The organism is Pseudomonas sp. PAGU 2196, assembly GCF_022179005.1.
Taxonomy (GTDB): domain Bacteria; phylum Pseudomonadota; class Gammaproteobacteria; order Pseudomonadales; family Pseudomonadaceae; genus Aquipseudomonas; species Aquipseudomonas kermanshahensis.
Genome location: NZ_BNTL01000014.1, coordinates 86884 through 108220, shown reverse-complemented (window position 1 = coordinate 108220; position 21337 = coordinate 86884). Strand labels below are relative to the sequence as shown.

Sequence of the window (21337 nt, the reverse complement as noted above, 5' to 3'; positions counted from 1 at the left end):
GGCCGGTAGCGGATCAGGCTCAGGTTCCGGCAGTTAACTGAAATAGCCGATGGCGATGGGTTACTCGTTCATCGCCTATTTGGCGGCCCTGAGATCATTTCAGCGCAAGCCCCGTTAGCCGCGCACTTAACGCCAATGCGTCATCAATGCACCGCGGATGCCACTGACCGGATCTTGCTCAGGCAGCGGCACCTTGGCGATGCGCGCCAGCGCGCGCGGGTGGGCGGCGCTGTCGGGCCGCTGGATGTCGTAGTCTTCCTGCCCGTGTGGGTAGGCGCCGACCACTAGAAAGTCATCGCTGCATTCGCTGCAGCGATGACCCGTGCCTGCCGGCAGCACCAGCACATCGCCGCGTTTTACGCTGACGCTTTGCCCATATGCTCCGCCAAGCGTCAATCGGGCCTGCCCGCAAGCAATGCCCAGCGCCTCATGAGCGTTAGGGTGAAAGTGGTGATAATCGAAGATCCCGTCGCGCCACAGCGGGGTCCATTGGTGAGCCGCAAACAGTGCTTCGAAGGTTCGGGCATTATCCACCGACGGATCAAGCGTCAGCCGATAGAACAGCACGGGAAAACGGCTGTTCGGCGTAGCGCCGTCGTCCTCGAAATACAACGCCTGCACGGCGGCATCTGATGTGTTCATGAGCGTCACGATGCGCATCCTGATCGGTTGTTGGGTTCACCTTCGAACCCGCCCGCTGTTGCCAAGTTCCAGCCGGCAGACGGTAGCGGATACCGTTGAAACTTTCCCGACACCTGCCAAGTCCAGACCCCTATCGATCACTAAACGGGAGCAGGTAATGACCGGCACGGTAGGCGACTTTCTGGTGGAGCGTTTGTATCAATGGGGCGTGCGGCGCATCTTCGGTTACCCCGGCGACGGCATCAATGGCGTGTTCGGCGCGCTGAGCCGGGCCAACGGCAAGATTGAATTCATCCAGGCCCGCCATGAGGAAATGGCCGCCTTCATGGCCAGCGCCCATGCCAAGTTCACTGGCGAGCTTGGTGTTTGCATCGCGACCTCCGGCCCGGGCGCCTCGCACTTGCTGACCGGGCTGTACGATGCACGCATGGACCATCAGCCAGTGCTGGCCATCGTCGGTCAACAGGCCCGTGCAGCACTGGGCGGCCACTACCAGCAGGAGTTGGACCTGCTGTCGATGTTCAAGGATGTCGCCGGTGCGTTCGTCCAGCAGGCCTCTACGCCAGAACAGGTGCGCCACCTGCTCGACCGTGCGGTGCGTACGGCCGTCGGCGAACGCCGGGTCACCGCTGTTATTCTGCCCAACGACTTGCAGGACCTGCCCTACAACGCCCCCCCGAGGGCTCACGGTACGGTGCATTCAGGCATCGGCTACAGCAAGCCGAGGGTGTTGCCGTTCGACGAAGACCTGCAGCGCGCCGCCGCTGTACTCAACGCCGGGCGCAAAGTGGCGATACTGGTGGGTGCCGGCGCCCTGCAGGCGACTGAGCAGGTAATGGCGGTCGCCGAACAACTCGGCGCTGGCGTGGCCAAAGCGCTGCTGGGCAAGGCTGTGCTACCGGATGATCTGCCGTGGGTCACGGGGTCGATCGGCCTGCTCGGCACCGAACCCAGTTATCAGCTGATGAGCGAATGCGACACCCTGCTAATGATCGGCTCCGGCTTCCCCTACTCCGAGTTTCTGCCCAAGGAAGGCCAGGCACGAGGCGTGCAGATCGACCTGCAACCCGACATGCTCAGCCTGCGCTACCCGATGGAGGTCAACCTGGTCGGCGATGCCAGCGAAACACTGCGCGCACTGTTGCCGTTACTTGAATACAAGACCGAACGGCGGTGGCGCGACAAGGTCCAGACCTGGCGTGCGCAGTGGGACAAGACCGTGGCCAAGCGCGCCCTGGTCAAGGCTGACCCGATCAACCCGCAACGTGTAGTGCATGAGCTGTCCCCTCGCCTGCCCGACCACGCCATCATCACCAGCGATTCCGGCTCCTGTGCCAACTGGTTTGCCCGCGACCTGCAGATTCGCCAGGGGATGCAGTGTTCGCTGTCCGGAGGCCTGGCTTGCATGGGCGCAGCTGTGCCCTACGCGATTGCAGCCAAGTTCGCCCACCCGCAACGGGCTGTGGTTGCCCTGTTGGGCGATGGGGCGATGCAGATGAACAACCTCGCCGAGCTGATCACCGTGGCCAAGTACTGGCAACAGTGGGACAACCCACAATGGATCTGTGCTGTGTTCAACAATGAGGACCTCAATCAGGTGACGTGGGAGCAACGGGTCATGGAGGGCGACCCCAAGTTCGAAGCGTCGCAGTCGATCCCTGACGTGCCCTACCATTTGTTCGCCATTTCCATTGGCCTGCAAGGTATCTACGTAGACCGCGAAGAGGACGTTGCCGCTGCGTGGGAGCGCGCGTTGGCTGCGGACCGGCCGGTACTGATCGAGTTCAAGACCGACCCGAACGTGCCGCCCCTGCCACCGCACATCAAGCTGGAGCAAGCGAAGAAGTTTGCCAGTACCTTGCTCAAGGGCGACCCCGACCAGGCGGGCATCATCGTCCAGACAGCCAAGCAGGTGCTCGGCTCGGTGCTACCAGGCAAAAAGTGATGGGCACGTCGGCTAACCCGCTGAACGTTTGCTCAGCCGGCCCGGTCGCACAACAAAGTGCTGGAACATGCGCACAAAATGTACCCCCAAGTGGCCAGCACGCCCCGGGAGCAGATCGTTTTCGCCGAGGGCTACCTGCACGCGGGCAGCCATCGGCTGGTCTTGGCGGACATCGTTGCCAGCGCCCCCGACGGGGAGTTTGCCGTGCAGATCGACGCCGAACCCGGCGCCAGGCGTGAACCGTTCTCCACCGCCACCCATTCGGCGGTCTTCGTGGAAGTCCACGTCGACGAGGACCTTGGCATGATCAAATTAACTCGAGTGGTCAGCGCGGTGGCGGCAGGACGGGTGGTCAATCCGAAAACCGCGCGCAGTCAGATTCTGGGGGGCGTGGTGTGGGGGGGTGGGCATGGCCCTGCACGAAGCAGCGTTGACCGACCATCGGTTGGGCCGCATCGTCAACCACAACCTGGCGGAATACCACATCCCAGTCAACGCAGACAGCGGGGATATTGACGTGATCTTCGTTGAAGAGCACGACGATATTGTCAACGAGCTGGGGTCCAAGGGTGTCGGCGAAATCGGCATCGTCGGGGTTGCCGCCGCGGTGGCCAACGCGGTCTACCATGCCACGGGCAAGCGTGTAAGGGACTTTCCCATCACGCTCGACAAGGTGCTGTGATTGAGCCAGCCAACATCACACGGCGCAAACCTCAATGTGGGACAACCCAAGCACATTGGCTTGAGCCATGATCTCGCTCGGCGATGAATCAGCAGCAGGCAGCACAAGCCCGTTTTCGCTGTCCCCGAAATGCAACACAATCAGGTGCATTGCAGCTTCGTGACGACTGAGCGTGCCCTGCTCCACCTCCAATCGATAACGTTTCGGCTCTTCAGCCAAGCGATAGTTAATGTTGTAAGTTGCCATACTCACCTCAGGTCCAAGTGCAGGGGTTCGGCGCCCCGCTCCGTGTTCCTTCAGGGAGATCAACGCAGGCAAAAAAGTTCAGCTCAGGCAACCAAGCGAACCTGGTGAACCTGGTGAACCATTTGCATCGTCAATACGTCCACCGCAAAAGCACTACGAGTCGACACCAAGATGGCAAATGATCCCGTATTGGCCGTGCTCGGCTATCTCAAAGACCACCACCTAGTACTTACCACTGCCGAGTCCTGTACAGCAGGCTGCATGGTTGCTTTGCTGGCGGCTTTCCCCGGTACAGGCGAGGTACTGGAAAGCGGCTATGTCGTCTATTCCCCTTCCGCCAAGAAGCGCCTACTCGGGGTAAGCGCGGAAACGATCGAACGGTACGGGCTGACCAGTGAGCCAGTCGCCTGGGAAATGGCCCGAGGGGCATTGAAGGACAGCGATGCCAACGTCGTTATTGCAACTACCGGTGTAGCCGGGCCTAGCCCAACCTCTGGGGTACTACCCGGCACACTGTGCTTTGCGTGGGCATTTGCCGGCGAGCCCATTGCCGTGTTTACCCGCACCCAGCGATTTTTTGGAGAGCGGTCGCAGGTCATGCATGACGGCGCCGTCTACGGGCTAACCCGGCTGATTCATTATCACGAGCGCTGGCTGCGTGGGGAGCGCGCCTGAGAGCAAGGGTGCCGCATTACCAAATCGCAATGTCGTAGGTCAGGTAGATGCGGTTACTGTCGCGCCCGCGGGAAAAATCAGAACGGTAGACATAGTTGCGTAGTTTTACACCCAGCCCTTTGACGGGCCCTGACTGCACAACGTAGGCCAGTTCCATGTCACGTTCCCATTCGTTGAGTTCAGCTTCAGCGGAACGACCGTTGTCCCCGCTCAGGTATCGCGCCATGAACGTGAGCCCAGGGACACCGGCTGCTGCAAAATTGTAGGCATAGCTTGCCATCCAGGTTTTCTCTTCCTCCTCGATGAACTTGCCGATGCCGACGTTGCTGAACGAGTAAACTGTCGCACCGCTGATGTAGGGCAGCCCGGCATCGCCGTCTAGCATCTGGTAACCGGCACCGACGGTGTGCCCGGAGTGGGTATACGACACCTGCCCACTGAACATGTCGTTGTCGATCTTGCCGCCATAAGCAGCTCCGCTGTCGCGGCTCTTGAAGTAGCGCAGGTCGGTGGTGAACACCCCGCCGGCCAAGGGTAGATCGTGCACCAGCCCTGCATAATCCTGGCGGTAGAAGTGCTCGAGCTGGCCGTGGAAGTAGCTCACACGCAGTTGCTTGCTGATGGCTAAGTCAGCACCCGCAAAGCTGAAATCGCCAGACTCGTCGCCGCCGTAACCATCCAGGTACAGGCCCGTGCTGTTGGACGAGTCGCGCTGCTTGAACCGATCCAAGTGGCCGGCGGTCAGCGTCAGGCCATCGACATCCGTACTGGTCAACTGCGTGCCCTGGTAGGTCTGCGGCAGAAGCCGGGCATCGTTATAAACAAGCACCGGTGTCTTGGGCAGCAAGGTACCGTGCTTGACCACGGTCTGGCCCACCCGCGCCTTGGCAGTCACGCCGGCACTGGCAAACTCGCCTGCGGCGCGGCCATCGTCATGGACCGGCAGCAGGCCGGTACCGCTGCGGCCGCGCCCAGAGTCGAGGCGCACGCCTACAAGCCCTAGGGCGTCGAGCCCAAGGCCCAGCGGGCCTTGGGTAAACCCTGATTGATAGTCGAGCAAAAAGCCCTGCGCCCATTCCACCCGCTCACTCTTGGCGGTCGCAGCAGCGCGGGCGCTCATGCCCTGTTCGTCGCGGAAGTTTTCGTTGAAATAGACGTTGCGCAGCTGCAGTTTGAGCTTGCTGTCGTCGATGAATCCGGCAGCGCCGGCCACAGGCAAGCAGCCGCAGAGCAGGCCACAGGTGGCCCCACGGAAAACAGCTCGGGACATGTTCGATACTCTGTTGTTGTTATTGGATGAGGCGGGCGCACGCTGCGCCCTATTTAGATCAGACGAAGAAGGACAAAGCACCCGTGAGCAAGGCCAGCGCAGTGATGACCAGCGATGTCAAAACCGCCCACTTCACGGTTGCCTTCTGGAAGTCGCCGATATCTCGATCGACCATGCCCACCAGCAGCAGGGTCGAAGCCACCAGCGGGCTCATCAGGTGTACAGGCTGGCCCAGCACCGAAGCGCGGGCAATTTCTACAGGGTCGATACCATACGCGGCAGCCGCATTGGCCAGGATCGGCACAACGCCAAAATAGTAAGCGTCGTTCGAAAGCACAAAGGTCAGCGGCATGCTGGTCAGCGCCACCACCAGCGGGAACCAGTGGCTCCAGGCTTCCGGAATCCAGTCCACGAGGGTCTGCGCCAGCGCATCGACCATCTTCGTACCCGAGAAAATACCGGCGAAGATGCCTGCGGCGAACACCAGGAGCACCACGGTCATGGCGTTGCCTGAATGGGCGAGAATGCGCTCTTTCTGCAAGTCCAGTTGCGGGTAGTTGATCATCAATGCGGCGACAAAACCGATCATGAACAAGATGGCTGCGTGCATAACCCCCAGCACCAGCGCAGTCATGACAGCGATGACCAGCAACAGGTTCACATAGGCCAGCCGCGGGCGCTTGTGCGGGTTATCGCCGAGGATTTCCTTGATGTAGCAGTTACCACCACCGGACTCCAGCGCGATGTTGCCGATGCGTCGGCGCTCGGCGCGGCCAAGCAAGTAGGCTGTGAACACTACCCACGCTGCCCCACCGATGACGGTCGGCAGCATCGGGATGAAGTACTCGGTCGCATCTAGACCCAGCGCCGCAATGGCACGGGTAGCAGGCCCGCCCCATGGGCTCATGCCGCTCATGATGCTCAACGACAGCATCGATACGGTGGCCAGGATCATCGGGTTCATGCCGATACGCTTGTACAGCGGCAGCATGGCGGCACAGGTAATCATGTAGGTCGTGGTGCCATCACCGTCCAGCGCCACCAGCAGCGACAGCAAGGCGGTACCGATGGCGATCTTGATCGGGTCGCCATTCACCCGCTTGAGAATCTTGCGGATCAGCGGATCAAACAGACCCGCGTCGATCATCAGGCCGAAAAACAGGATGGCGAACAATAGCAGCGCCGCAGACGGTGCGACCATTTTCAGCCCATCGAGCATCATCTTGCCAAGGTCAGGCGCAAAGCCGCCAATCACAGCGAAAACAATCGGAACGACGGTCAGGGCAACGATAGGAGACAGGCGTTTACTCATGATCAGGTAGGTGAAGGTCACCACCATAATCAGGCCCAGAAGTGCGAGCATGGTCTTTTCTCTTGTTTTTATTGTGTGCGGCCGTCGATAGGGCAGACGGCCCCCTACCCCACTCGACATCACTGGGATGTTGAGTGGGATTTTAAGTCAACAATGGGAGGTGGAAGCGGCTATTAGCCGTGATGCCGAGGTTCGGCTGACCAGCTGGCCTGCGCCGTGTCCGCTTCGCCCGGTGCTGCCGGGGTGCCGTTCAGGCGACGCAGCAAGGTTTCTCGATCACAGGCGTTCTCCGACAGTGAAATGACCACCGTGGCCACGGCATTGCTGGCCAGGCTGGTCAGTGCACGCGCTTCTGACATGAAGCGATCAATGCCGATCAGCAAGGCAAGCCCTGCCAGCGGGATGTCATGAATAACCGTCAACGTCGAGGCCAGCGCCACGAAGCCACTGCCGGTGACGCCCGCAGCGCCTTTGGACGACAACAGCATGATCGCCAGCATTGTCAACGTTTGGCCCAACGTCAGATCGATGTTGCAAGCCTGGGCGATGAACACCGCCGCCAGTGACAGGTAGATGGCGGTACCGTCGAGGTTGAAGGAATAGCCGGTTGGCAGCACCAGCCCCACCACACCTTTCTTGCAGCCAAGCTTCTCGAGTTTTTCCAACATGCGCGGCAGAACGGGCTCGGTGGACGATGTGCCGAGCACCACCAGAAACTCCTCGCGAAAATACCGCAGCAGCTTCCACAGGCTGAAGCCGTGCGCCCGGCAGATACCCCCCAGCACGACCAGCACGAAGAATGCGCAGGCGATATAAAGTGTACCTACCAGCTTGGCCAATGCGCCCAGGGACGTCACGCCATACTGCCCGACAGTGAAGGCCAGTGCACCGAAGGCGCCAATTGGGGCGAAGCGCATCAGGTAGCCGAAGATACGAAACACCATGGTCGAGGCGGACTCCAGTACATCGAGTACCGGTTTGCCTTTCTCGCCCATTGACGACAGAGCAAATCCGCTCAGTACAGCGATGAACAACACCGGCAGCACTTCACCCTTGTTGAACGCCCCCATGAAGGTGTCCGGAATGATGTGCATGAAGAAATCGACCACACTGAGCTTGGCCGCAGAGGCGGTGTACTGGCTGAGGCCTACAGTGCTGAGCGTAGCCGGATCGATGTTCATGCCAACACCCGGACGGAACAGGTACACCGCCCCCAGGCCAATGATCAGGCTGACCACCGTCAATACCAGGAACAGCAGCAAGGTCTTGCTCATCAACCGCCCAAGGGAGCGCTTGTCGGTCATGCCGGCGATGCCGGTGACGATGGTGCAGAACACCACGGGGGCGATCATCATCTTGATCAGCTTGATGAACGCATCACCCAGTGGCTTCAGCGCAACGGCCTGTTGCGCCCAGAAGTGACCAACCACCACGCCCAGCAGGACAGCGCAGAGGATCTGGAAATACAGTGACTTCGCGAGTTTCATGAGGCATCACCCATTGTTGAAATTGTGCGGATGCGATGGTTGCCAACGTGATCCGCCCCTTCCTACCCTGCCATCCTGCGCAAGGTCGGGGCGTAGACGAAGCCTGAAAAGAGTCGGCGTGCGGTTCTCACCACGGAGGCCTGAAGTGTCTTGCCATCGGCACCGCTGCGCGTAAGCGCCACGTCGATACCACCGCTCGGGTGCTCCAGACGAACCTCTTTCAATTGCTGGGCTTGATCCCCAAGCATGTCCAAGATCACCGTGCCAGGGCTGACGCAGGCAGTCGCCAGGCCAATGGCACCGGTTATGGCCAGGGCGCGGTGGCAGTTATGGGGCATGAAGTAGCGGACCTGCAGCGTGCCGTCATAGCGCGCCGGAGAAACCAACACTGGCTTTGGAATCACCATGCCGCTGACATCGCCCAGCCCCATTGCCTTGCCTGCCTTCAGGCGCAACGCCTCCAAACGTTGCAGCAGGCGCGTGTCCGCATCCAACTGCGCCGGGGTCTCAGAACCCGTGACACCCAACTGGCTGGCATCGACGATCATCATCGGCATGGCCATGTCGATGCACGTGACAGGGACACCGTCGATGACATCCTGAGCCTGGCCTGTCGGGAACAGCTTGCCCGTCTTGCTGCCCACCGCATCGAGGAAGGTCAGGTGCACCGGGGCGGCAGTACCGGGTACCCCGTCGATCGCCGTACGGCCTTCATAACGGACGATCCCGCCAGGTGTTTCCACCAGCGAGTTGACGAAGGTGTTGGTGTTCAAATTACGGATGCGTACCAGGGTCTTGCCATCCTGGGGCTTGACCAGCCCTTGCTCAATGGCGAACGGGCCAACGGCACACAGCATGTTGCCGCAGTTGGGCGCAGTATCGACCCGGCGCTGGGCAACCATGACCTGGACGAAGAGGTAATCGACGTCGGCGTCGGCATGCAGCGAAGGGCTGACGATCGCGACCTTGCTGGTTTGAGGGCTACCACCGCCGATACCGTCGATTTCCAGTTCATGCCCGGAACCCATCAGGTTGATCAGCAGTTCGTCGCGTTCGACCACATTGGCAGGAAGATCCCATGCATGGAAAAAGGGCCCCTTAGAGGTGCCACCGCGCATGAGCACGCAGGGAATTCGTTGCATGATTTTGCACTCTTGTTGATCAATGGACATCATTGATGTTGTGGGCACAAGACTGACAGCTCTGTATAAATCATTCCAATGCAAATATCGTAGGTATTATTGCGATTCAAACATCAATTTATGACCAAGGTTGGGGAGTCAACTCAGATGGAATATGAGCTTCAAGACATTCGATCTTTCGTTAAAATCGCCGAACTGGGCAGTTTCCATGAAGCTGCAGAAGCCTTGCACCTGTCCCAACCGGCACTCAGCCGGCGGATAAAGAAGCTCGAAGAAGGACTAGGGACCTCGTTGCTGGAACGCACCACCCGGCGCGTTAGCCTCACCAGCGTCGGGCGGGACTTTTTGCCCAAGGCCAGGCGCTTGCTGGATGACTTCGAAGATTCGATCCTCAGCATTCGCGAACTCGCCGAACGACAGAGTGGCCAGGTCACCCTTGCCTGTATCCCGACGGCAGCGTTCTATTTTCTGCCGTCGGTAATCCGCGACTACAACGAGCAGTACCCGAAGATCCGTATTCGCCTGCTGGACCTCAGCGCCAATGACGGGCTCGAAGCCGTGCTGCGGGGTGAGGCGGACTTCGGCATCAACATGATGAGCGGCCAGCACCCAGACATCGAGTTCGTCTCCCTGGTGCAGGAGCATTTCGTCCTGGCCTGCAGAAGAGACCACCCGTTGGCGAACCGTGACTCCGTCACCTGGACAGAGCTGGCCGACTACCGGCTGATCGGCGTAGGCCGCCTGAGCGGCAACCGCATGCTGCTGGACCATGCGCTGTCCGGGCTCAACCTGCGGCCGAAGTGGTTCTATGAGGTTCAGCACCTGTCCACCTCGCTGGGCATGGTCGAGGCCGGGCTGGGCGTGTCGGCCATGCCCAGCCTGGCCATGCCAAGCGCCGACCACCCGACGCTGGTCAGCGTGCCGCTCATCGACCCCCAGGTAACCCGTACACTGGGATTGGTCTATCGCCGAGGGGCGTCTCTGTCGCCCGCAGCGGAAAAGTTCGTGTCGATCTTGTTGGACAAATGGCCGAACCGTTGAAAGCAATGCGCGTCTTCCGGCCTGACGCGACGCAGGGTAATTACGCGCTGCGTTCATGGCTCATTCCTCCCCTAAACCCAGTGGGTTGGGCCGGCGCTTCTCGATCGCAAATTTGAGCAGTGCGGCGCTGCGGAACAGGCCATGGGCGAACTTGCCGTATGGCAGCGTGATGAATAGCGCCATCACCGCACCCAAGTGAATCGCCAGCGCAATTGCCATCGCTGCAGTATCACGCAGGCCCAGCAAGGCCAGGCCAGTAGCGCTGACCAGCAGCAGAAGCAGGATGAAAGCCCGGTCCATGGGGCGCTGGGCAACATCGCCCTGCTCCGATGCCCTGCGAAGGTTGAGCATCAGAAGCCCGGCCGGCCCGATGATCAGGCCAACACCACCCAAGGTTCCCAGCAGCACCGGTGCACTCAGCAATGGATACGGCGCCTGCTGGCCCAATAGGTAGTGGTACCCGGTAGCGACCACAGTGGCAGCGAAGCACAACAGGAAGCCGTAGAAGGTGAAATGATGGAAACGACGGCGCCAGAGCGTGTATCGATCATCGACATCAGTGCAGCCTTGGCCATGCCCACCGTCCAGATACTTCAGGGTCAACGCCGCGCTCGAGGCCTCGAACACTGCCCCCCTGGCCGGTTGCGCCAGGGCCTCGGCAGGCGAGACCGAACGCCAGAAACGCCGTATCGCCACCGTCAGCGCCACCGCTGCCGCTGCAAAGACACCGCCGAACATCAAGGCCAAGGTGTTGTGCGGGAAGACCGCATAGAAGTTCCCCGCCAACCGCCCCGGCAGCAACGTGCCGTTGACGTACAACGTCAGCAGCAAGAACAGTGACAACGCGATTACCAAAGCACCGGCGACAAAGGTGCCGTTGTGCCGATACAGTCGACCAAAGAGGGGCGGCCAGGCGTAATCGGCATACGTCTGCCCGCGCACTCTGGCCATCGCCTGTGGCACGTTCACGGCAAATTCGTGGGGCTGAGCATACTGGCAGGCGTGCAGGCATGCGCCGCAGTTGTGGCAAAGGTTGGCCAGGTAATGGATATCGGCCTTGCCGAACTCCAGCCTGCGGGTCATCGCCGGGAACACAGCGCAGAAACCTTCGCAGTATCGGCAGGCGTTACAGATCCGCATTTGCCGATCGACTTCCTGCTCTTCCAGGTTCAGTACCGGGATCAGTGCGAGGCCCGGCTGGGCGGCATCCGGTTGGCGTGGTTCAGGCAGTTGTGCGGTCATGGCGATTCTCTTGTTCTGGATAGACGTGTCCTGCCGCAGCCGCGGCGCTGGTCCCCGCGATGCGGCCGAAAGCGGTGCCGATGGACATGCCGACACCTGCGGTGTAACCCTTGCCCAACACGTTGCCCGCCATCATCTCGCCGGCGACGAAAAGGTTCGGGCTGGGGCGCCCATCGAAGTGAACCGCGGCGGTTTCGTCGGTGCGCAGCCCTAAGTAGGTGAAGGTCACGCCAGGACGCAGGGGGTACCCGTAGTAAGGCGGAGTATCGAGCGGGCGCGCCCAGTGGCTTTTAGCCGGTTCGAGGCCCACGGTGTGGCAGTCATCAAGGCGCGTGTGATCGAAGGTTCCCACCTGGCAGGCACGGTTGTAGGCCCGCACGGTTTCAACGAAGGCCTGCACGGGCAAACCCAGCAAACCGGCCAACGCCTCCAGGCTGTCGGCGGCGGTGCCCGGGAAAACCGGCGGCATGAACCGACCGAGCGCTTTCTGGTCGATGATCGAAAAACCAACCTGCCCCGGCTGATGCGCCACCAAGCGCCCCCAGATGGCATAGCGCTTGGGCCAAAAATCCTCGCCCTCATCGTAGAAGCGTTCACCGTCGCGGTTGACCACCACGCCCAGCGACACGCAATCGATACGGGTGCAGATACCCCCGTCGTACAGGGGGGCACGGGCATCGATCGCCACCATGTGCGCCTGTGTCGGGTCGCCAATCTTGTCAGCGCCCTTTTCGATCATGCGGCGCAACAGCACGCCGTCATTGAAACGCGTACCGCGAATCAGGAAATTGTCCGCAGGCCACTCCCCCCGCTCGTTCTGCCCCCAGGCCTCACGCAACCATTGGCGATTGGACTCGAAGCCGCCGGCGGCGAGGACGCAACTGCGCGCTTCGATGCGCTCGGCAGGCAGCTGTCGCCCGTGGCACTCACGCGCCGGCACATGGGCCGCAACGAAGCGACCGCCCTGCAGTTCGATGTCGGCCACCGGTGAGTCGTAGCGAATCTCTACCCCGAGGTTTTCGGCGCTACGGTAGTAGGCATTGACCAGCGCCTTGCCGCCGCCCATGAAAAAGGCATTGGTCCGTGCGGTGTGCAGCGCACCAGACAACGACGGCTGAAAATGCACGCCATGACGGCGCATCCACCCGCGGCAATGGGAGGACGCGCGAATCACCAGGCGCGCGAGCTTCTCGTCAGTCTGGCCACCGGTTACCTTCAGCAGATCCTGCCAGAACTCTTCTTCCGGGTACGCCTCCACCAACACGTCCTGCGGGGCATCATGCATGCACCGCAAGTTACGCGTATGTTGCGAATTGCCACCCCGCCAGGCGCGGGGTGCAGCCTCGAGCAGCAGCACGCTGGCTCCGGCCTCGCGCGCCATCAGCGCGGCACAGAGGGCGGCATTGCCCCCTCCGATGACTAACACATCGATCATTTTGCCTCCAGGTCGCGAAGAGCCGAATGTTCGGGGGCTCTTCGTGGCCACGGACTTTAATCAGTGCCCGGAGGGTGCGAAACGCGATCGCCGAGGGGAGCCATTTAGTTTTACTAAAGGGGTTGGGTGAGAGGCCCCCGAGCCTAGGTCAAAGCAACCGGGCCCCAGGCCATCGGCCCTGTTCCACCAAGTCCCGGGCGACCTCCTGCAATACGATCCGTGTCGCCAACGCAGCCGGCGAAAGCTCGTCATCGGTCAGGCTGACAATCACATTGCGACGCTGCGCCTGTGCTTCATCGATAGCGAACACGCGCAAGCCAGCCTGATGCGCCCGGGCCACCGTCGCGCCAGGCTGAATGGTGGCGGCATGACCGGCACAGACGCAATCCATCAATAACGACAGGCCATCGACTTCCATGACGATGCTGGTCTCTAGCCCCGCCCGTTCGAAAATCGCGCGCATTGTCGTGCGCAAACCATGCTGTGTACTGGGCATCACCAAGGGTAGCGTCGCGATCTGCTCCAGTGTCAACGACTCGCCCCACTCGGCGTTGACCAGCGGCGCAGGAACCAGCACGAACAGTCGCTCTGTCAAAAGCGCCCGCACCTCTAATCGCGGCCCTGTTTCCGTCTGAAACAACACCGCCAGGTCAAGGTGCCTGGTATTGAGTTGGTTGGTCAGATAGCCAGATAGCATTTCCACCAGGTGCAGACGAATGTTGGGATAGCGTTCGCGCATCCTGTCGATCAATGCCAGGCCAAGAATCGACGCCGTGGTCGGTGCCAGCCCCACGCTGGCATAGCCGCTCATGCGCCCGCTTTGTGCCGCCAGGACGGCATGTTCTGCCTGGCGAAGCGCCAGGCGAGCATGGTACTCGAAGGCCAGGCCCGCTGCCGTCGGAGAGACGCCGGTACTCGAACGTGTCAAAAGCCGGGTACTTAACTCGCTCTCCAGCTTCGACAGTTGCTGGCTCAATGCAGAGGCGCCAACCCCAAGCTCGACCGCAGCCCTACCCAGACTGCCGTACTCCAATACACCCAGAAAATAGCGAAGTTGACGCAGCTCCATACAAATCTCTTTCAACGACAGGCCCAAGTGCTGGGCCATGTTACCGAACGGTGCCAGTCCATGCTCGACACCGTCTGTGGGTCCGACGCACTGCGCTAGCGACGTTACAAGGTCAGCACTGGCCCGCGCGCCTAAGCGTCATTGCGCAGATAGGCCGACATAGTGAGGGCATCACCGTGAAGGCATGATAATCCGCACCTGCCACCGCCATACAAAGCTGTACAACTTCGTTGACTTGTACAAATTTAGTCATAGGCTTGAGCTATATCCCTTCAACTGTTCACTGTTGCTTGAGGATCATCTGGAGCAAAACATGTCCGTTTTTCAGCCATTCGCCAAGCCCTTCAACCATCTTGCAAGGGGCAATCTCAACGCGCTACTTGCCTGGGTGGCGCCCCAGGCACGACGCTCATTTTTGTCCGGGCGGTGAATGATGCCCAGCAGCTGGCTGGTCGCCAATGCACTCTGGTTGCAGGCCGGTTGGTGGGCTTGCGTGCTGGGCGCTCGGTACCCTGGGTTGTTGCTGCTGGTGCCACTCGGCCTGGCCATACACCTGTGGCTGTGCCCAGACTACAAGGCAGAAATCAAGGCATTGTTGCGTGTCGCATTGGCCGGCTGCGTGCTGGATAGCGTGCTGGGGGCACTGGGCGTATTCCGCTTCGATACGTGGCCCCTGCCCTTGTGGCTGGTATTGCTGTGGTGGGTGCTGGCCAGCGGCCTTCGCCATAGCCTGGCCTGGGCCGGCCGGCCCTACTGGCGCGGCGCGTTGCTGGGCGCCCTTGGCGCCCCACTGGCCTACGTCGGTGGCGCCAGGTTGGCGGGGGTCGGCCTGCCGCTGGGTGTGATTGAAACCGGCTTGTTGCTTATGCCGGTGTGGGCCCTGGCCCTGCCATTACTGCTGCGCATCGCGGCGCGGCGCTGACCGGCGGCAGCGTTCGGAGCAATAGCGCACCTCGGCCCAGCAGCGTGCCCAGCGCTTGCGCCAATTGAAGGGTCGGCCACATACCACGCAGGTTTTGCTGGGCAGCAGGCTCTTTTTCATACCACCTCGCCAGCATCCAGCCGCGCCAGCAGTGACTGACCACGCAACCACACCGCTTCGCGATGGCCAGGCGGCATGCCGTCCAGGTTACGGTAGACCATGGCCAGGCGTGGATTGGCCGACAGCTGAGCGCGGTGACGTATCAGAAAATGCCAGTACAAGGCATTGAATGGGCAGGCATCCTCCTCGATCACATGGTCGACCTTGTAGCTGCACGCCTTGCAATGGTCGGACATCCGCTGGATGTAACGACCACTGGCACAGTACGGTTTCGACCCCAGGTACCCACCGTCGGCATGCATGACCATGCCCAGCGTGTTGGGCAGTTCGACCCAGTCGAAGGCATCCATGTACACGGCCAAGTACCACTCGCAAATGGCGTCTGGCGCGATGCCGGCCAACAGGGCGAAATTACCGGTGACCATCAGCCGCTGGATATGGTGGGCGTAACCCAAGCGCAACGTCTGCCCGATGGTTTGCGCCATGCAGCGCATGCGGGTGGCGCCCGTCCAGTAGAATTCCGGTAAGGCACGCTGGTTTCCCAGATGATTGAGCCCGGCATACTCAGGCATTCGGAGCCAGTAGATGCCGTGCACATACTCGCGCCAGCCAATCAACTGGCGGATGAAGCCTTCGGCGGCATTCAGGGGCACCCGCCCCTCACGCCACGCCTTGTCGACGTCGTCGCACAGGCAGCGCACATCCAGAAGGCCAATGTTGAGTGCCGCGCTGATGCGCGCATGGAACAGGTACGGTTCGCCTTCTGCCATGGCGTCCTGGTAGTCACCAAACGCCGCCAGGCCGAAATCGAGAAAATGCTGCCAGAGCTGATGAGCCTGCTCATGGGTCACGGGGTAATTGAACCCGTCCACGGCCCCGTAATGGTCACTGAAACGCTGCCGAACCAAGGCCACTACCGCTGTCGTGATCGCGTCCGGCTCAAACTGCGCAGCGAACGGCCCTCGCAACTGGCGCGGCAACGGCTTGCGGTTGTCCCCATCAAAATTCCAGGCACCGCCTGCGGGGCTGCCATCGGCCTCCAACAGCAACCCGCAACGCTTGCGCATGCCGCGGTAGAAATGCTCCATGCGCAGTTGCTTACGCCCCTGCGCCCACCGCGCGAAGGCTTCACGCGAGCACAAAAAGCGCGTATCGCGGTGCCACACAAGCGGCAGCTGCGCATCACGTAGCGCCTGCTCCAGGCGCCACTCACCGCACTCTGTCAGGTGGATGTGCGTGGCGCCCAATGCCTGCTGCCAGCGACGCAGCTCGCCTGCAATGCTACCGCTGTTGCCGGCAGCGTTGAGCTCGACATAGTGCACCTGCCAACCCCGCTCCCGCAGCGCCTTTGCGAAATGCCGCATGGCACTGAAGATGAGGATGATCTTCAGCGGATGATGCGGCACGTAGCGGGCCTCACCCTCCACTTCCGCCATCAGAATAGCGTCGCGGGTAGGGTCCAGGGCCGCCAGGCTTGCCAGGTCGAACGACAGTTGGTCACCGAGTACCAACCCCAGCCGCGGGGGCCGGGCTACCATTGGGTTGTCAGCGTCACGGGCACCCGCAGCGGCGCGATAGGCCCGTCACGCTGCCCACACATTTCATCATGCACCACCTGTTGCACCAGCATGCACGGCACCGGTGGCAGGTCGGCCAGCAAGTGGCGCAGCTCGGTGGTGGAGCGCAGGCGAACGGGCTGACCACGATCATCAATCAACGTGACCGGGCCGGCACCGGTCAGTGCGCGGAGAATGTAGAAGCCACCTTCTAGCGAGAGCAGTTCAAGCTCTTTAACTTCACCGGCCGTAACCCGTTGAGTGAGCGCATTCAGGTTCATGGTGTGCCCTCCGGCAAGCGGCGGAAGAACAGCGTGATCTGCCCAATCTCCACGCCCAATTTGCTCATGCTTGAGCGGTTGATCAGGGTGTCGTCATCCATCAGGTACATCCAGTCGTCCAGGTCCACCTGCCAATGCTCCCCGTCTACCGGCAGGTCCAGCCGGTAGCGCCAGCGCAACGTATTACCGGCCGATTCGCCATGGGCCTCGCCGATCACGTCACCCGCTGTTCCTCGCCAGCGGCCCGCACCTTCCGGCACCAGCGTCCAGGTTCGCTGCTGACGCGTGCCATCGCTGTAAAGAAAATGCTCATCGAGGATCAGCCGCTCACCGTCGCGGCGGCTGTCGATACGCACGTGAAAGCGCTTCACCACCTCGCCGGAACGCTTCTGGAACATCCCCCAGGCTTGCACCGGTCGCGAGAAGAATGCCGCCAGGTCGAGTTTCGGCTGCTCCTTGGCGTAGTGCTCGACACCGACGTTGCCACAACTGCCGAGGAGCAGGCAGCCAACCAGTAACAGTGCTCTGTACATGTTCACGTCCCTCGGTCGTTGCCCGCCAGCCCGAGCAGGCGCTGGCGCAGCTGTGGGTCCCTGGCCCGTGGGTCGAGCCAGATGGCGAAGAATGCTCGGGAAAATTCCGGGTCGGCGATTACCTGGCTGAGTGTGCCATCGACATAGAAGCGAGACCCTTGCCCTGGCAGGTACACACCCGTGATACGCATACCCGGGCGCACATCCACGAATGCCGCTTCAAGCGCCTTGCTCCACGCTGCGCGTTGCTGCGGCGTGATGTTGGCGTTAAGGCGGCGTATCTCCGCAAGGCTGGCGTCTACCAGCGTCTCCTTGGACAGCGATCGGTGGTAGCGCAGTTCCAGGGCAAAGGGCTGGTTCCAGTCCTGAACCGGGCCCACTGTCCACAGCCGGGCGCTGTAAAGGCGCACGCCGAACCACGTGAAATCGCCAGCACCCAACGGTTGCGCCGTTGGCAATTCGGCTCGCCAGTCCGCTGCTACGGTCGACAGCGCAACCATCAGCACGCACAGGCTGGCCCAACGCGCAGGAGGCACCATGCTTACCTCGAACAATTGGGAAAATCCTGTACAAGAATAGCTTTTTGTATAGGTTTCAACAAACCCTTGTACAGCGTTGATGAGGACGGTAAACACGGGTCATCCGCCTTTAAAAAAAACCGCTGAAACGCTTGCTCTGAACTTTGTCCTGCCCAACGGATTCCCCTGCTTACTCACTGCAATATCTGCTGCACAGCCGGCTTTCAGAAAAGGGGTTTTCACCATGATCGATCAAGCGACAGGTATGAAACCAGGCGAGCGCTATTGCGTGGAGAACGTCGAGCGCGCCCATCAGTTCCCGGGGTACTTTCAAGACGGCAAGTATTACCTCGGCCCCGAACTGCTGACTGCGGTCGGCTGGCTCGAAGGCACGCAGTTCATCTACGACAGCCTGGATGCTGAAGGCGAACCCGTCTTCCCGGATCGGATAGCGGGTACCATCGAGGGCTTGAAGCTGGTAATGGCTGATGGAACCACCCTTGAGCTTTGCCCCCTAGAAGCCAGTGCCACACTGCCGTCTAACGACAGCGAAGACTCACCAGCCCCAGAGCACTCCATGCCAATGAGCCCGACGCCGATCAAAGGCCCATTGCGCGGAAAGGTCGTGGTCATCACCGGCGCCTCCAGCGGCATAGGCCGGGCGGCTGCGCATGCGTTTGCCTGCAAAGGTGCCCGCCTGGTGCTCGCGGCACGCGATGAGGAAGCGTTGTTCGACGTGCTGGATGAATGCACCGACTGCGGCACGGACGCTGTCGCCATCACCACCGACGTCACCCACAGCGATCAAGTGGCAGCCCTGGCCACCCAAGCTGCCGAGTTTGGCCATGGACGTATCGATATCTGGATCAACAACGCCGGGGTTGGCGCGCTGGGCAGCTTCGACGAAACACCGCTAGAGGCACATGAGCAGGTGATTCAAACCGACCTGGTCGGTTATCTGCGCGGCGCTTACGTGGTGCTTCCCTACTTCAAGGCACAGCGCAGCGGCATACTGATCAACACCTTGTCGCTTGGCAGCTGGATCGCCCAACCCTATGCGGCAGCATACTCGGCGAGCAAGTTCGGCCTGCGTGGCCTGACCGAAGCGCTGCGCGGTGAGCTGACGGAGTTCCGCGGCATTCATGTCTGCGACCTTTATCCGGCCGTCATGGACACGCCAGGCTTGCGGGACGCAGGCAACTACACCGGCCACGCGCTGACACCCCCAGGGCCGATCTACGACCCGGAACGGGTGGCAAACGCCATGGTAGCCTGCGCCATTTCCCCGAGCGCGCGTACCACTGTCGGCGCTGCAGCCCGCCTCGCCCATCTGGCCAGCTACCTGGTACCGGGGCTGCCTCAGTTGTCAGGGTGGCTCACGCGCTGGGGCTTGAACCGCAGCCCCAGCGCGGCGATATCTTCCGGGAATCTGTTCGAGCCACCCGATGACCGGCGAAGTGTGGACGGTGGCTGGAGAACTCAGAAAGATAAAACGTCGTTATGGGTGGGTGCGGCGCTGCTGGGTGTCATTGCCGGGTTTGTCTTCACCCGTTCGCAACGCAGGCGCCGCTAGGGTTTGCTGGCAGTCATTTGCGCACAGCAGCGCGCCCGTCACGCGAGCTGGATATACACCGAGTAGCTGCCCAGCAAAACCCAGAACCCGAGAAAAATCCAAGGCGTGCGAAGGGAGAACAGCAAGGATTTCCGGTGCCCGGCCCGGGACGTCTCAGCCTCGCAGAATAAGGGCGATTCATCATAGGCCAGGCCCATCATCGGCTCACTGCGCAGCAAGTGGCTCTGCTTCAACTGCCAGTGCTCGATGATCCGGAACGCCGCGCGGATGCCTGGCCAGGCATTCAACGAGCTCAACACGCCGAGCAGGGCGAGAAACGCCGGCACGATCAAGGTGAACATTTCCCCCCAGCTCTGGTTAAGATTGCTCATCGAAGACACGAAGGCGATGACCAGGAACGACTGAGCGGCCAGGTACGCATCGGTACGGTTGGCCAGGATAGTGGTCTCGTACTGGATTTCGCGTCGATAGAAGTCCAGGCGTTCCTTGGGCGTGCCGAACATCCGCGCATTCTGCTGATCGATCTCATGCTCAGAGGTGGTGGGCGTAATGATTCGAGGCACTCGGGCGCTCCTGAAAGGGGTGAGAGCAGCGCACTGCTGATCAGCGATAGAGCGATCCCTTCAACGAAAATTCATTGCAAGTGGGTAGCAGGCCGTCCGTCGTTCAAAACCAGCATCCACTTCAACACTGGCTTCCCGCACCGTTCGAACGGTAATGAGCGTTCTCAACTGCAGGAGCTTCGACCATGAGCGACTACCCTACTCCGCCATTCCCCTCGCAAGCGCAAAGCGTCCCCGGTTCGCAGCGCAAGATGGAGCCATACCCGGACTGTGGTGAGCAGACCTATACAGGCCACAACCGGCTCGAAGGCAAAATCGCCTTGATCACCGGCGCCGACAGCGGCATCGGTCGGGCCGTTGCGATTGCCTACGCGCGTGAAGGTGCGGACGTTGCCCTCGCCTACCTGGATGAGCACGAAGATGCGCAAGAAACGGCGCGCTGGGTCGAAGCCGCGGGCCGCCAGTGCCTCCTGCTGCCCGGTGACCTGGCGCACAAACAGCACTGTTACACCATCGTCGACAAGACCGTGGAACAGTTCGGTCGCATCGACATACTGGTCAACAACGCCGCATTCCAGATGGCCCATGAGAGCCTGGACGACATTGACGACGAGGAATGGGTGAAGACGTTCGACACCAACATCACCGCCATCTTCCGCATCTGCCAAAGGGCATTGCCGTCAATGCCGAAGGGCGGCTCGATCATCAATACCAGCTCGGTCAACTCCGATGACCCGTCACCCAGCCTGTTGGCCTACGCCGCCACCAAAGGCGCCATTGCCAACTTCACTGCAGGCCTCGCCCAGTTGCTGGCGAAGCAAGGCATCCGGGTCAACAGCGTGGCGCCAGGCCCGATCTGGACGCCGTTGATCCCTGCCACCATGCCGGATGAGGCCGTCAGAAACTTTGGCTCGGGCTACCCCATGGGGCGGCCAGGGCAACCGGTCGAGGTGGCGCCGATCTACGTTTTGCTGGCCTCTGATGAAGCCAGTTATATCTCGGGTTCACGCTACGGCGTCACGGGCGGCAAACCGATCCTCTGACGACCATGACAAGGCTTGCTGTCGCAGGCCTCGACGCTTC

21 protein-coding genes and 1 pseudogene are annotated in these 21337 nt (G+C 61.1%); 7 read left to right on the top strand and 15 right to left on the bottom strand.

The annotated features are described in order from the left end of the window. Nucleotides 1–126: 126 nt before the first annotated feature. Nucleotides 127–642, bottom strand: coding sequence for a cupin (locus MFF34_RS14450; RefSeq protein WP_238214827.1), 516 nt, complete (start codon nucleotides 640–642; stop codon nucleotides 127–129). Between the two features lie 157 nt (nucleotides 643–799). On the opposite strand from MFF34_RS14450, the gene MFF34_RS14445 reads away from it, so the two are divergent. Both MFF34_RS14445 and MFF34_RS28325 read left to right on the top strand, forming a co-directional pair. Beyond that, nucleotides 800–2587 carry a thiamine pyrophosphate-requiring protein gene (locus tag MFF34_RS14445; protein ID WP_374707404.1) on the top strand — a complete coding sequence of 596 codons (1788 nt, stop codon included), beginning with the start codon at nucleotides 800–802 and terminating at the stop codon, nucleotides 2585–2587. 54 nt (nucleotides 2588–2641) lie between these two features. Continuing rightward, nucleotides 2642–3269, top strand: a pseudogene (locus tag MFF34_RS28325) (molybdopterin cofactor-binding domain-containing protein); the annotation flags it as partial. Between the two features lie 15 nt (nucleotides 3270–3284). Here the strand turns inward: MFF34_RS28325 and MFF34_RS14440 are convergent. Next, entirely contained in the window at nucleotides 3285–3515 is a 231-nt protein-coding gene (locus tag MFF34_RS14440; RefSeq protein ID WP_238214826.1) for a hypothetical protein, read from the bottom strand. Nucleotides 3516–3686: 171 nt separating this feature from the next. Between MFF34_RS14440 and MFF34_RS14435 the strand changes: the two genes are divergently transcribed. Continuing rightward, nucleotides 3687–4190, top strand: coding sequence for a CinA family protein (locus tag MFF34_RS14435; RefSeq protein WP_238214825.1), 504 nt, complete (start codon nucleotides 3687–3689; stop codon nucleotides 4188–4190). A gap of 16 nt (nucleotides 4191–4206) precedes the next feature. Here the strand turns inward: MFF34_RS14435 and MFF34_RS14430 are convergent, their stop codons facing one another. The 4 genes from MFF34_RS14430 to MFF34_RS14415 all read right to left on the bottom strand — a co-directional run bounded on the left by MFF34_RS14430 (nucleotide 4207) and on the right by MFF34_RS14415 (nucleotide 9401). Further along, a complete protein-coding gene (locus MFF34_RS14430; RefSeq protein WP_238214824.1) occupies nucleotides 4207–5460 on the bottom strand; it encodes an OprD family porin in 1254 nt (417 codons plus the stop codon). Between the two features lie 58 nt (nucleotides 5461–5518). Further along, nucleotides 5519–6823 (bottom strand): CitMHS family transporter, encoded by a 1305-nt coding sequence (locus tag MFF34_RS14425; RefSeq protein WP_027596501.1) that lies wholly within the window; start codon nucleotides 6821–6823, stop codon nucleotides 5519–5521. A 122-nt stretch (nucleotides 6824–6945) separates the two neighbouring features. After that, nucleotides 6946–8259, bottom strand: coding sequence for a C4-dicarboxylate transporter DctA (gene dctA / locus MFF34_RS14420; protein ID WP_027596500.1), 1314 nt, complete (start codon nucleotides 8257–8259; stop codon nucleotides 6946–6948). 62 nt (nucleotides 8260–8321) lie between these two features. Beyond that, complete coding sequence (locus tag MFF34_RS14415; protein ID WP_027596499.1) at nucleotides 8322–9401, bottom strand: 4-oxalomesaconate tautomerase; 1080 nt, start codon at nucleotides 9399–9401, stop codon at nucleotides 8322–8324. Nucleotides 9402–9548: 147 nt separating this feature from the next. On the opposite strand from MFF34_RS14415, the gene MFF34_RS14410 reads away from it, so the two are divergent. Further along, nucleotides 9549–10442 carry a LysR family transcriptional regulator gene (locus MFF34_RS14410; protein WP_027596498.1) on the top strand — a complete coding sequence of 298 codons (894 nt, stop codon included), beginning with the start codon at nucleotides 9549–9551 and terminating at the stop codon, nucleotides 10440–10442. A gap of 60 nt (nucleotides 10443–10502) precedes the next feature. Here MFF34_RS14410 and tcuB read toward each other — a convergent pair whose 3' ends face one another. From tcuB to MFF34_RS14395, 3 genes are all read right to left on the bottom strand, one after another. Beyond that, nucleotides 10503–11684: a tricarballylate utilization 4Fe-4S protein TcuB gene (tcuB, locus tag MFF34_RS14405; protein ID WP_238214823.1), complete on the bottom strand. Its 1182-nt coding sequence runs from the start codon at nucleotides 11682–11684 to the stop codon at nucleotides 10503–10505. Further along, entirely contained in the window at nucleotides 11665–13119 is a 1455-nt protein-coding gene (gene tcuA / locus MFF34_RS14400) for an FAD-dependent tricarballylate dehydrogenase TcuA (RefSeq protein ID WP_238214822.1), read from the bottom strand. Before tcuA ends, tcuB begins: the two co-directional genes overlap by 20 nt. A 148-nt stretch (nucleotides 13120–13267) precedes the next feature. Continuing rightward, nucleotides 13268–14188 (bottom strand): LysR family transcriptional regulator, encoded by a 921-nt coding sequence (locus MFF34_RS14395; protein ID WP_099429569.1) that lies wholly within the window; start codon nucleotides 14186–14188, stop codon nucleotides 13268–13270. A 433-nt stretch (nucleotides 14189–14621) separates the two neighbouring features. On the opposite strand from MFF34_RS14395, the gene MFF34_RS14390 reads away from it, so the two are divergent. After that, nucleotides 14622–15110: a DUF2878 domain-containing protein gene (locus MFF34_RS14390; RefSeq protein WP_238214821.1), complete on the top strand. Its 489-nt coding sequence runs from the start codon at nucleotides 14622–14624 to the stop codon at nucleotides 15108–15110. On the opposite strand, the gene MFF34_RS14385 is transcribed toward MFF34_RS14390, so the two are convergent. From MFF34_RS14385 to MFF34_RS14365, 5 genes are read right to left on the bottom strand one after another with little or no spacing between them, the layout of a single operon-like run. Next, nucleotides 15081–15230: a DUF2256 domain-containing protein gene (locus MFF34_RS14385; protein WP_186676319.1), complete on the bottom strand. Its 150-nt coding sequence runs from the start codon at nucleotides 15228–15230 to the stop codon at nucleotides 15081–15083. The two genes, MFF34_RS14390 and MFF34_RS14385, sit on opposite strands and share 30 nt — an antisense overlap. Then, nucleotides 15227–16768, bottom strand: a complete 1542-nt coding sequence (locus MFF34_RS14380) for a cryptochrome/photolyase family protein (RefSeq protein WP_238214819.1) — start codon at nucleotides 16766–16768, stop codon at nucleotides 15227–15229. The genes MFF34_RS14385 and MFF34_RS14380 overlap by 4 nt, the downstream gene beginning before the upstream one ends. Beyond that, the gene (locus MFF34_RS14375) at nucleotides 16762–17067 is read right to left on the bottom strand and encodes a DUF6482 family protein (protein WP_238214815.1); all 306 of its coding nucleotides are present in this window, start codon (nucleotides 17065–17067) and stop codon (nucleotides 16762–16764) included. Before MFF34_RS14375 ends, MFF34_RS14380 begins: the two co-directional genes overlap by 7 nt. Next, nucleotides 17064–17600, bottom strand: coding sequence for a DUF3833 domain-containing protein (locus MFF34_RS14370; protein ID WP_238214813.1), 537 nt, complete (start codon nucleotides 17598–17600; stop codon nucleotides 17064–17066). Before MFF34_RS14370 ends, MFF34_RS14375 begins: the two co-directional genes overlap by 4 nt. 2 nt (nucleotides 17601–17602) lie before the next feature. Beyond that, nucleotides 17603–18139, bottom strand: coding sequence for a chalcone isomerase family protein (locus MFF34_RS14365; protein WP_238214936.1), 537 nt, complete (start codon nucleotides 18137–18139; stop codon nucleotides 17603–17605). A gap of 223 nt (nucleotides 18140–18362) precedes the next feature. On the opposite strand from MFF34_RS14365, the gene MFF34_RS14360 reads away from it, so the two are divergent. Next, nucleotides 18363–19691, top strand: coding sequence for an SDR family oxidoreductase (locus tag MFF34_RS14360; RefSeq protein WP_238214812.1), 1329 nt, complete (start codon nucleotides 18363–18365; stop codon nucleotides 19689–19691). Nucleotides 19692–19729: 38 nt separating this feature from the next. On the opposite strand, the gene MFF34_RS14355 is transcribed toward MFF34_RS14360, so the two are convergent. Continuing rightward, on the bottom strand, nucleotides 19730–20254 hold the full coding sequence (locus MFF34_RS14355) for a hypothetical protein (RefSeq protein WP_027596487.1): 525 nt from the start codon (nucleotides 20252–20254) through the stop codon (nucleotides 19730–19732). 185 nt (nucleotides 20255–20439) lie between these two features. On the opposite strand from MFF34_RS14355, the gene MFF34_RS14350 reads away from it, so the two are divergent. Next, on the top strand, nucleotides 20440–21297 hold the full coding sequence (locus tag MFF34_RS14350) for an SDR family oxidoreductase (protein ID WP_238214809.1): 858 nt from the start codon (nucleotides 20440–20442) through the stop codon (nucleotides 21295–21297). Nucleotides 21298–21337 lie beyond the last annotated feature (40 nt).

Excerpts from the sequence above, each read along its gene's own strand:
- MFF34_RS14380 (WP_238214819.1), bottom strand. The coding sequence starts at position 16,768 with ATGGTAGCCCGGCCCCCGCGGCTGGGGTTGGTACTCGGTGACCAACTG.
- MFF34_RS14350 (WP_238214809.1), top strand. The coding sequence starts at position 20,440 with ATGAGCGACTACCCTACTCCGCCATTCCCCTCGCAAGCGCAAAGCGTC.
- MFF34_RS14425 (WP_027596501.1), bottom strand. The coding sequence starts at position 6,823 with ATGCTCGCACTTCTGGGCCTGATTATGGTGGTGACCTTCACCTACCTG.
- MFF34_RS14375 (WP_238214815.1), bottom strand. The coding sequence starts at position 17,067 with ATGAACCTGAATGCGCTCACTCAACGGGTTACGGCCGGTGAAGTTAAA.
- MFF34_RS14390 (WP_238214821.1), top strand. The coding sequence starts at position 14,622 with ATGCCCAGCAGCTGGCTGGTCGCCAATGCACTCTGGTTGCAGGCCGGT.
- MFF34_RS14440 (WP_238214826.1), bottom strand. The coding sequence starts at position 3,515 with ATGGCAACTTACAACATTAACTATCGCTTGGCTGAAGAGCCGAAACGT.
- tcuB (WP_238214823.1), bottom strand. The coding sequence starts at position 11,684 with ATGACCGCACAACTGCCTGAACCACGCCAACCGGATGCCGCCCAGCCG.
- MFF34_RS14410 (WP_027596498.1), top strand. The coding sequence starts at position 9,549 with ATGGAATATGAGCTTCAAGACATTCGATCTTTCGTTAAAATCGCCGAA.
- MFF34_RS14365 (WP_238214936.1), bottom strand. The coding sequence starts at position 18,139 with ATGGTGCCTCCTGCGCGTTGGGCCAGCCTGTGCGTGCTGATGGTTGCG.
- tcuA (WP_238214822.1), bottom strand. The coding sequence starts at position 13,119 with ATGATCGATGTGTTAGTCATCGGAGGGGGCAATGCCGCCCTCTGTGCC.
- MFF34_RS14360 (WP_238214812.1), top strand. The coding sequence starts at position 18,363 with ATGATCGATCAAGCGACAGGTATGAAACCAGGCGAGCGCTATTGCGTG.
- MFF34_RS14445 (WP_374707404.1), top strand. The coding sequence starts at position 800 with ATGACCGGCACGGTAGGCGACTTTCTGGTGGAGCGTTTGTATCAATGG.
- dctA (WP_027596500.1), bottom strand. The coding sequence starts at position 8,259 with ATGAAACTCGCGAAGTCACTGTATTTCCAGATCCTCTGCGCTGTCCTG.
- MFF34_RS14370 (WP_238214813.1), bottom strand. The coding sequence starts at position 17,600 with ATGTACAGAGCACTGTTACTGGTTGGCTGCCTGCTCCTCGGCAGTTGT.
- MFF34_RS14415 (WP_027596499.1), bottom strand. The coding sequence starts at position 9,401 with ATGCAACGAATTCCCTGCGTGCTCATGCGCGGTGGCACCTCTAAGGGG.
- MFF34_RS14385 (WP_186676319.1), bottom strand. The coding sequence starts at position 15,230 with ATGAAAAAGAGCCTGCTGCCCAGCAAAACCTGCGTGGTATGTGGCCGA.
- MFF34_RS14395 (WP_099429569.1), bottom strand. The coding sequence starts at position 14,188 with ATGGAGCTGCGTCAACTTCGCTATTTTCTGGGTGTATTGGAGTACGGC.
- MFF34_RS14430 (WP_238214824.1), bottom strand. The coding sequence starts at position 5,460 with ATGTCCCGAGCTGTTTTCCGTGGGGCCACCTGTGGCCTGCTCTGCGGC.
- MFF34_RS14450 (WP_238214827.1), bottom strand. The coding sequence starts at position 642 with ATGAACACATCAGATGCCGCCGTGCAGGCGTTGTATTTCGAGGACGAC.
- MFF34_RS14435 (WP_238214825.1), top strand. The coding sequence starts at position 3,687 with ATGGCAAATGATCCCGTATTGGCCGTGCTCGGCTATCTCAAAGACCAC.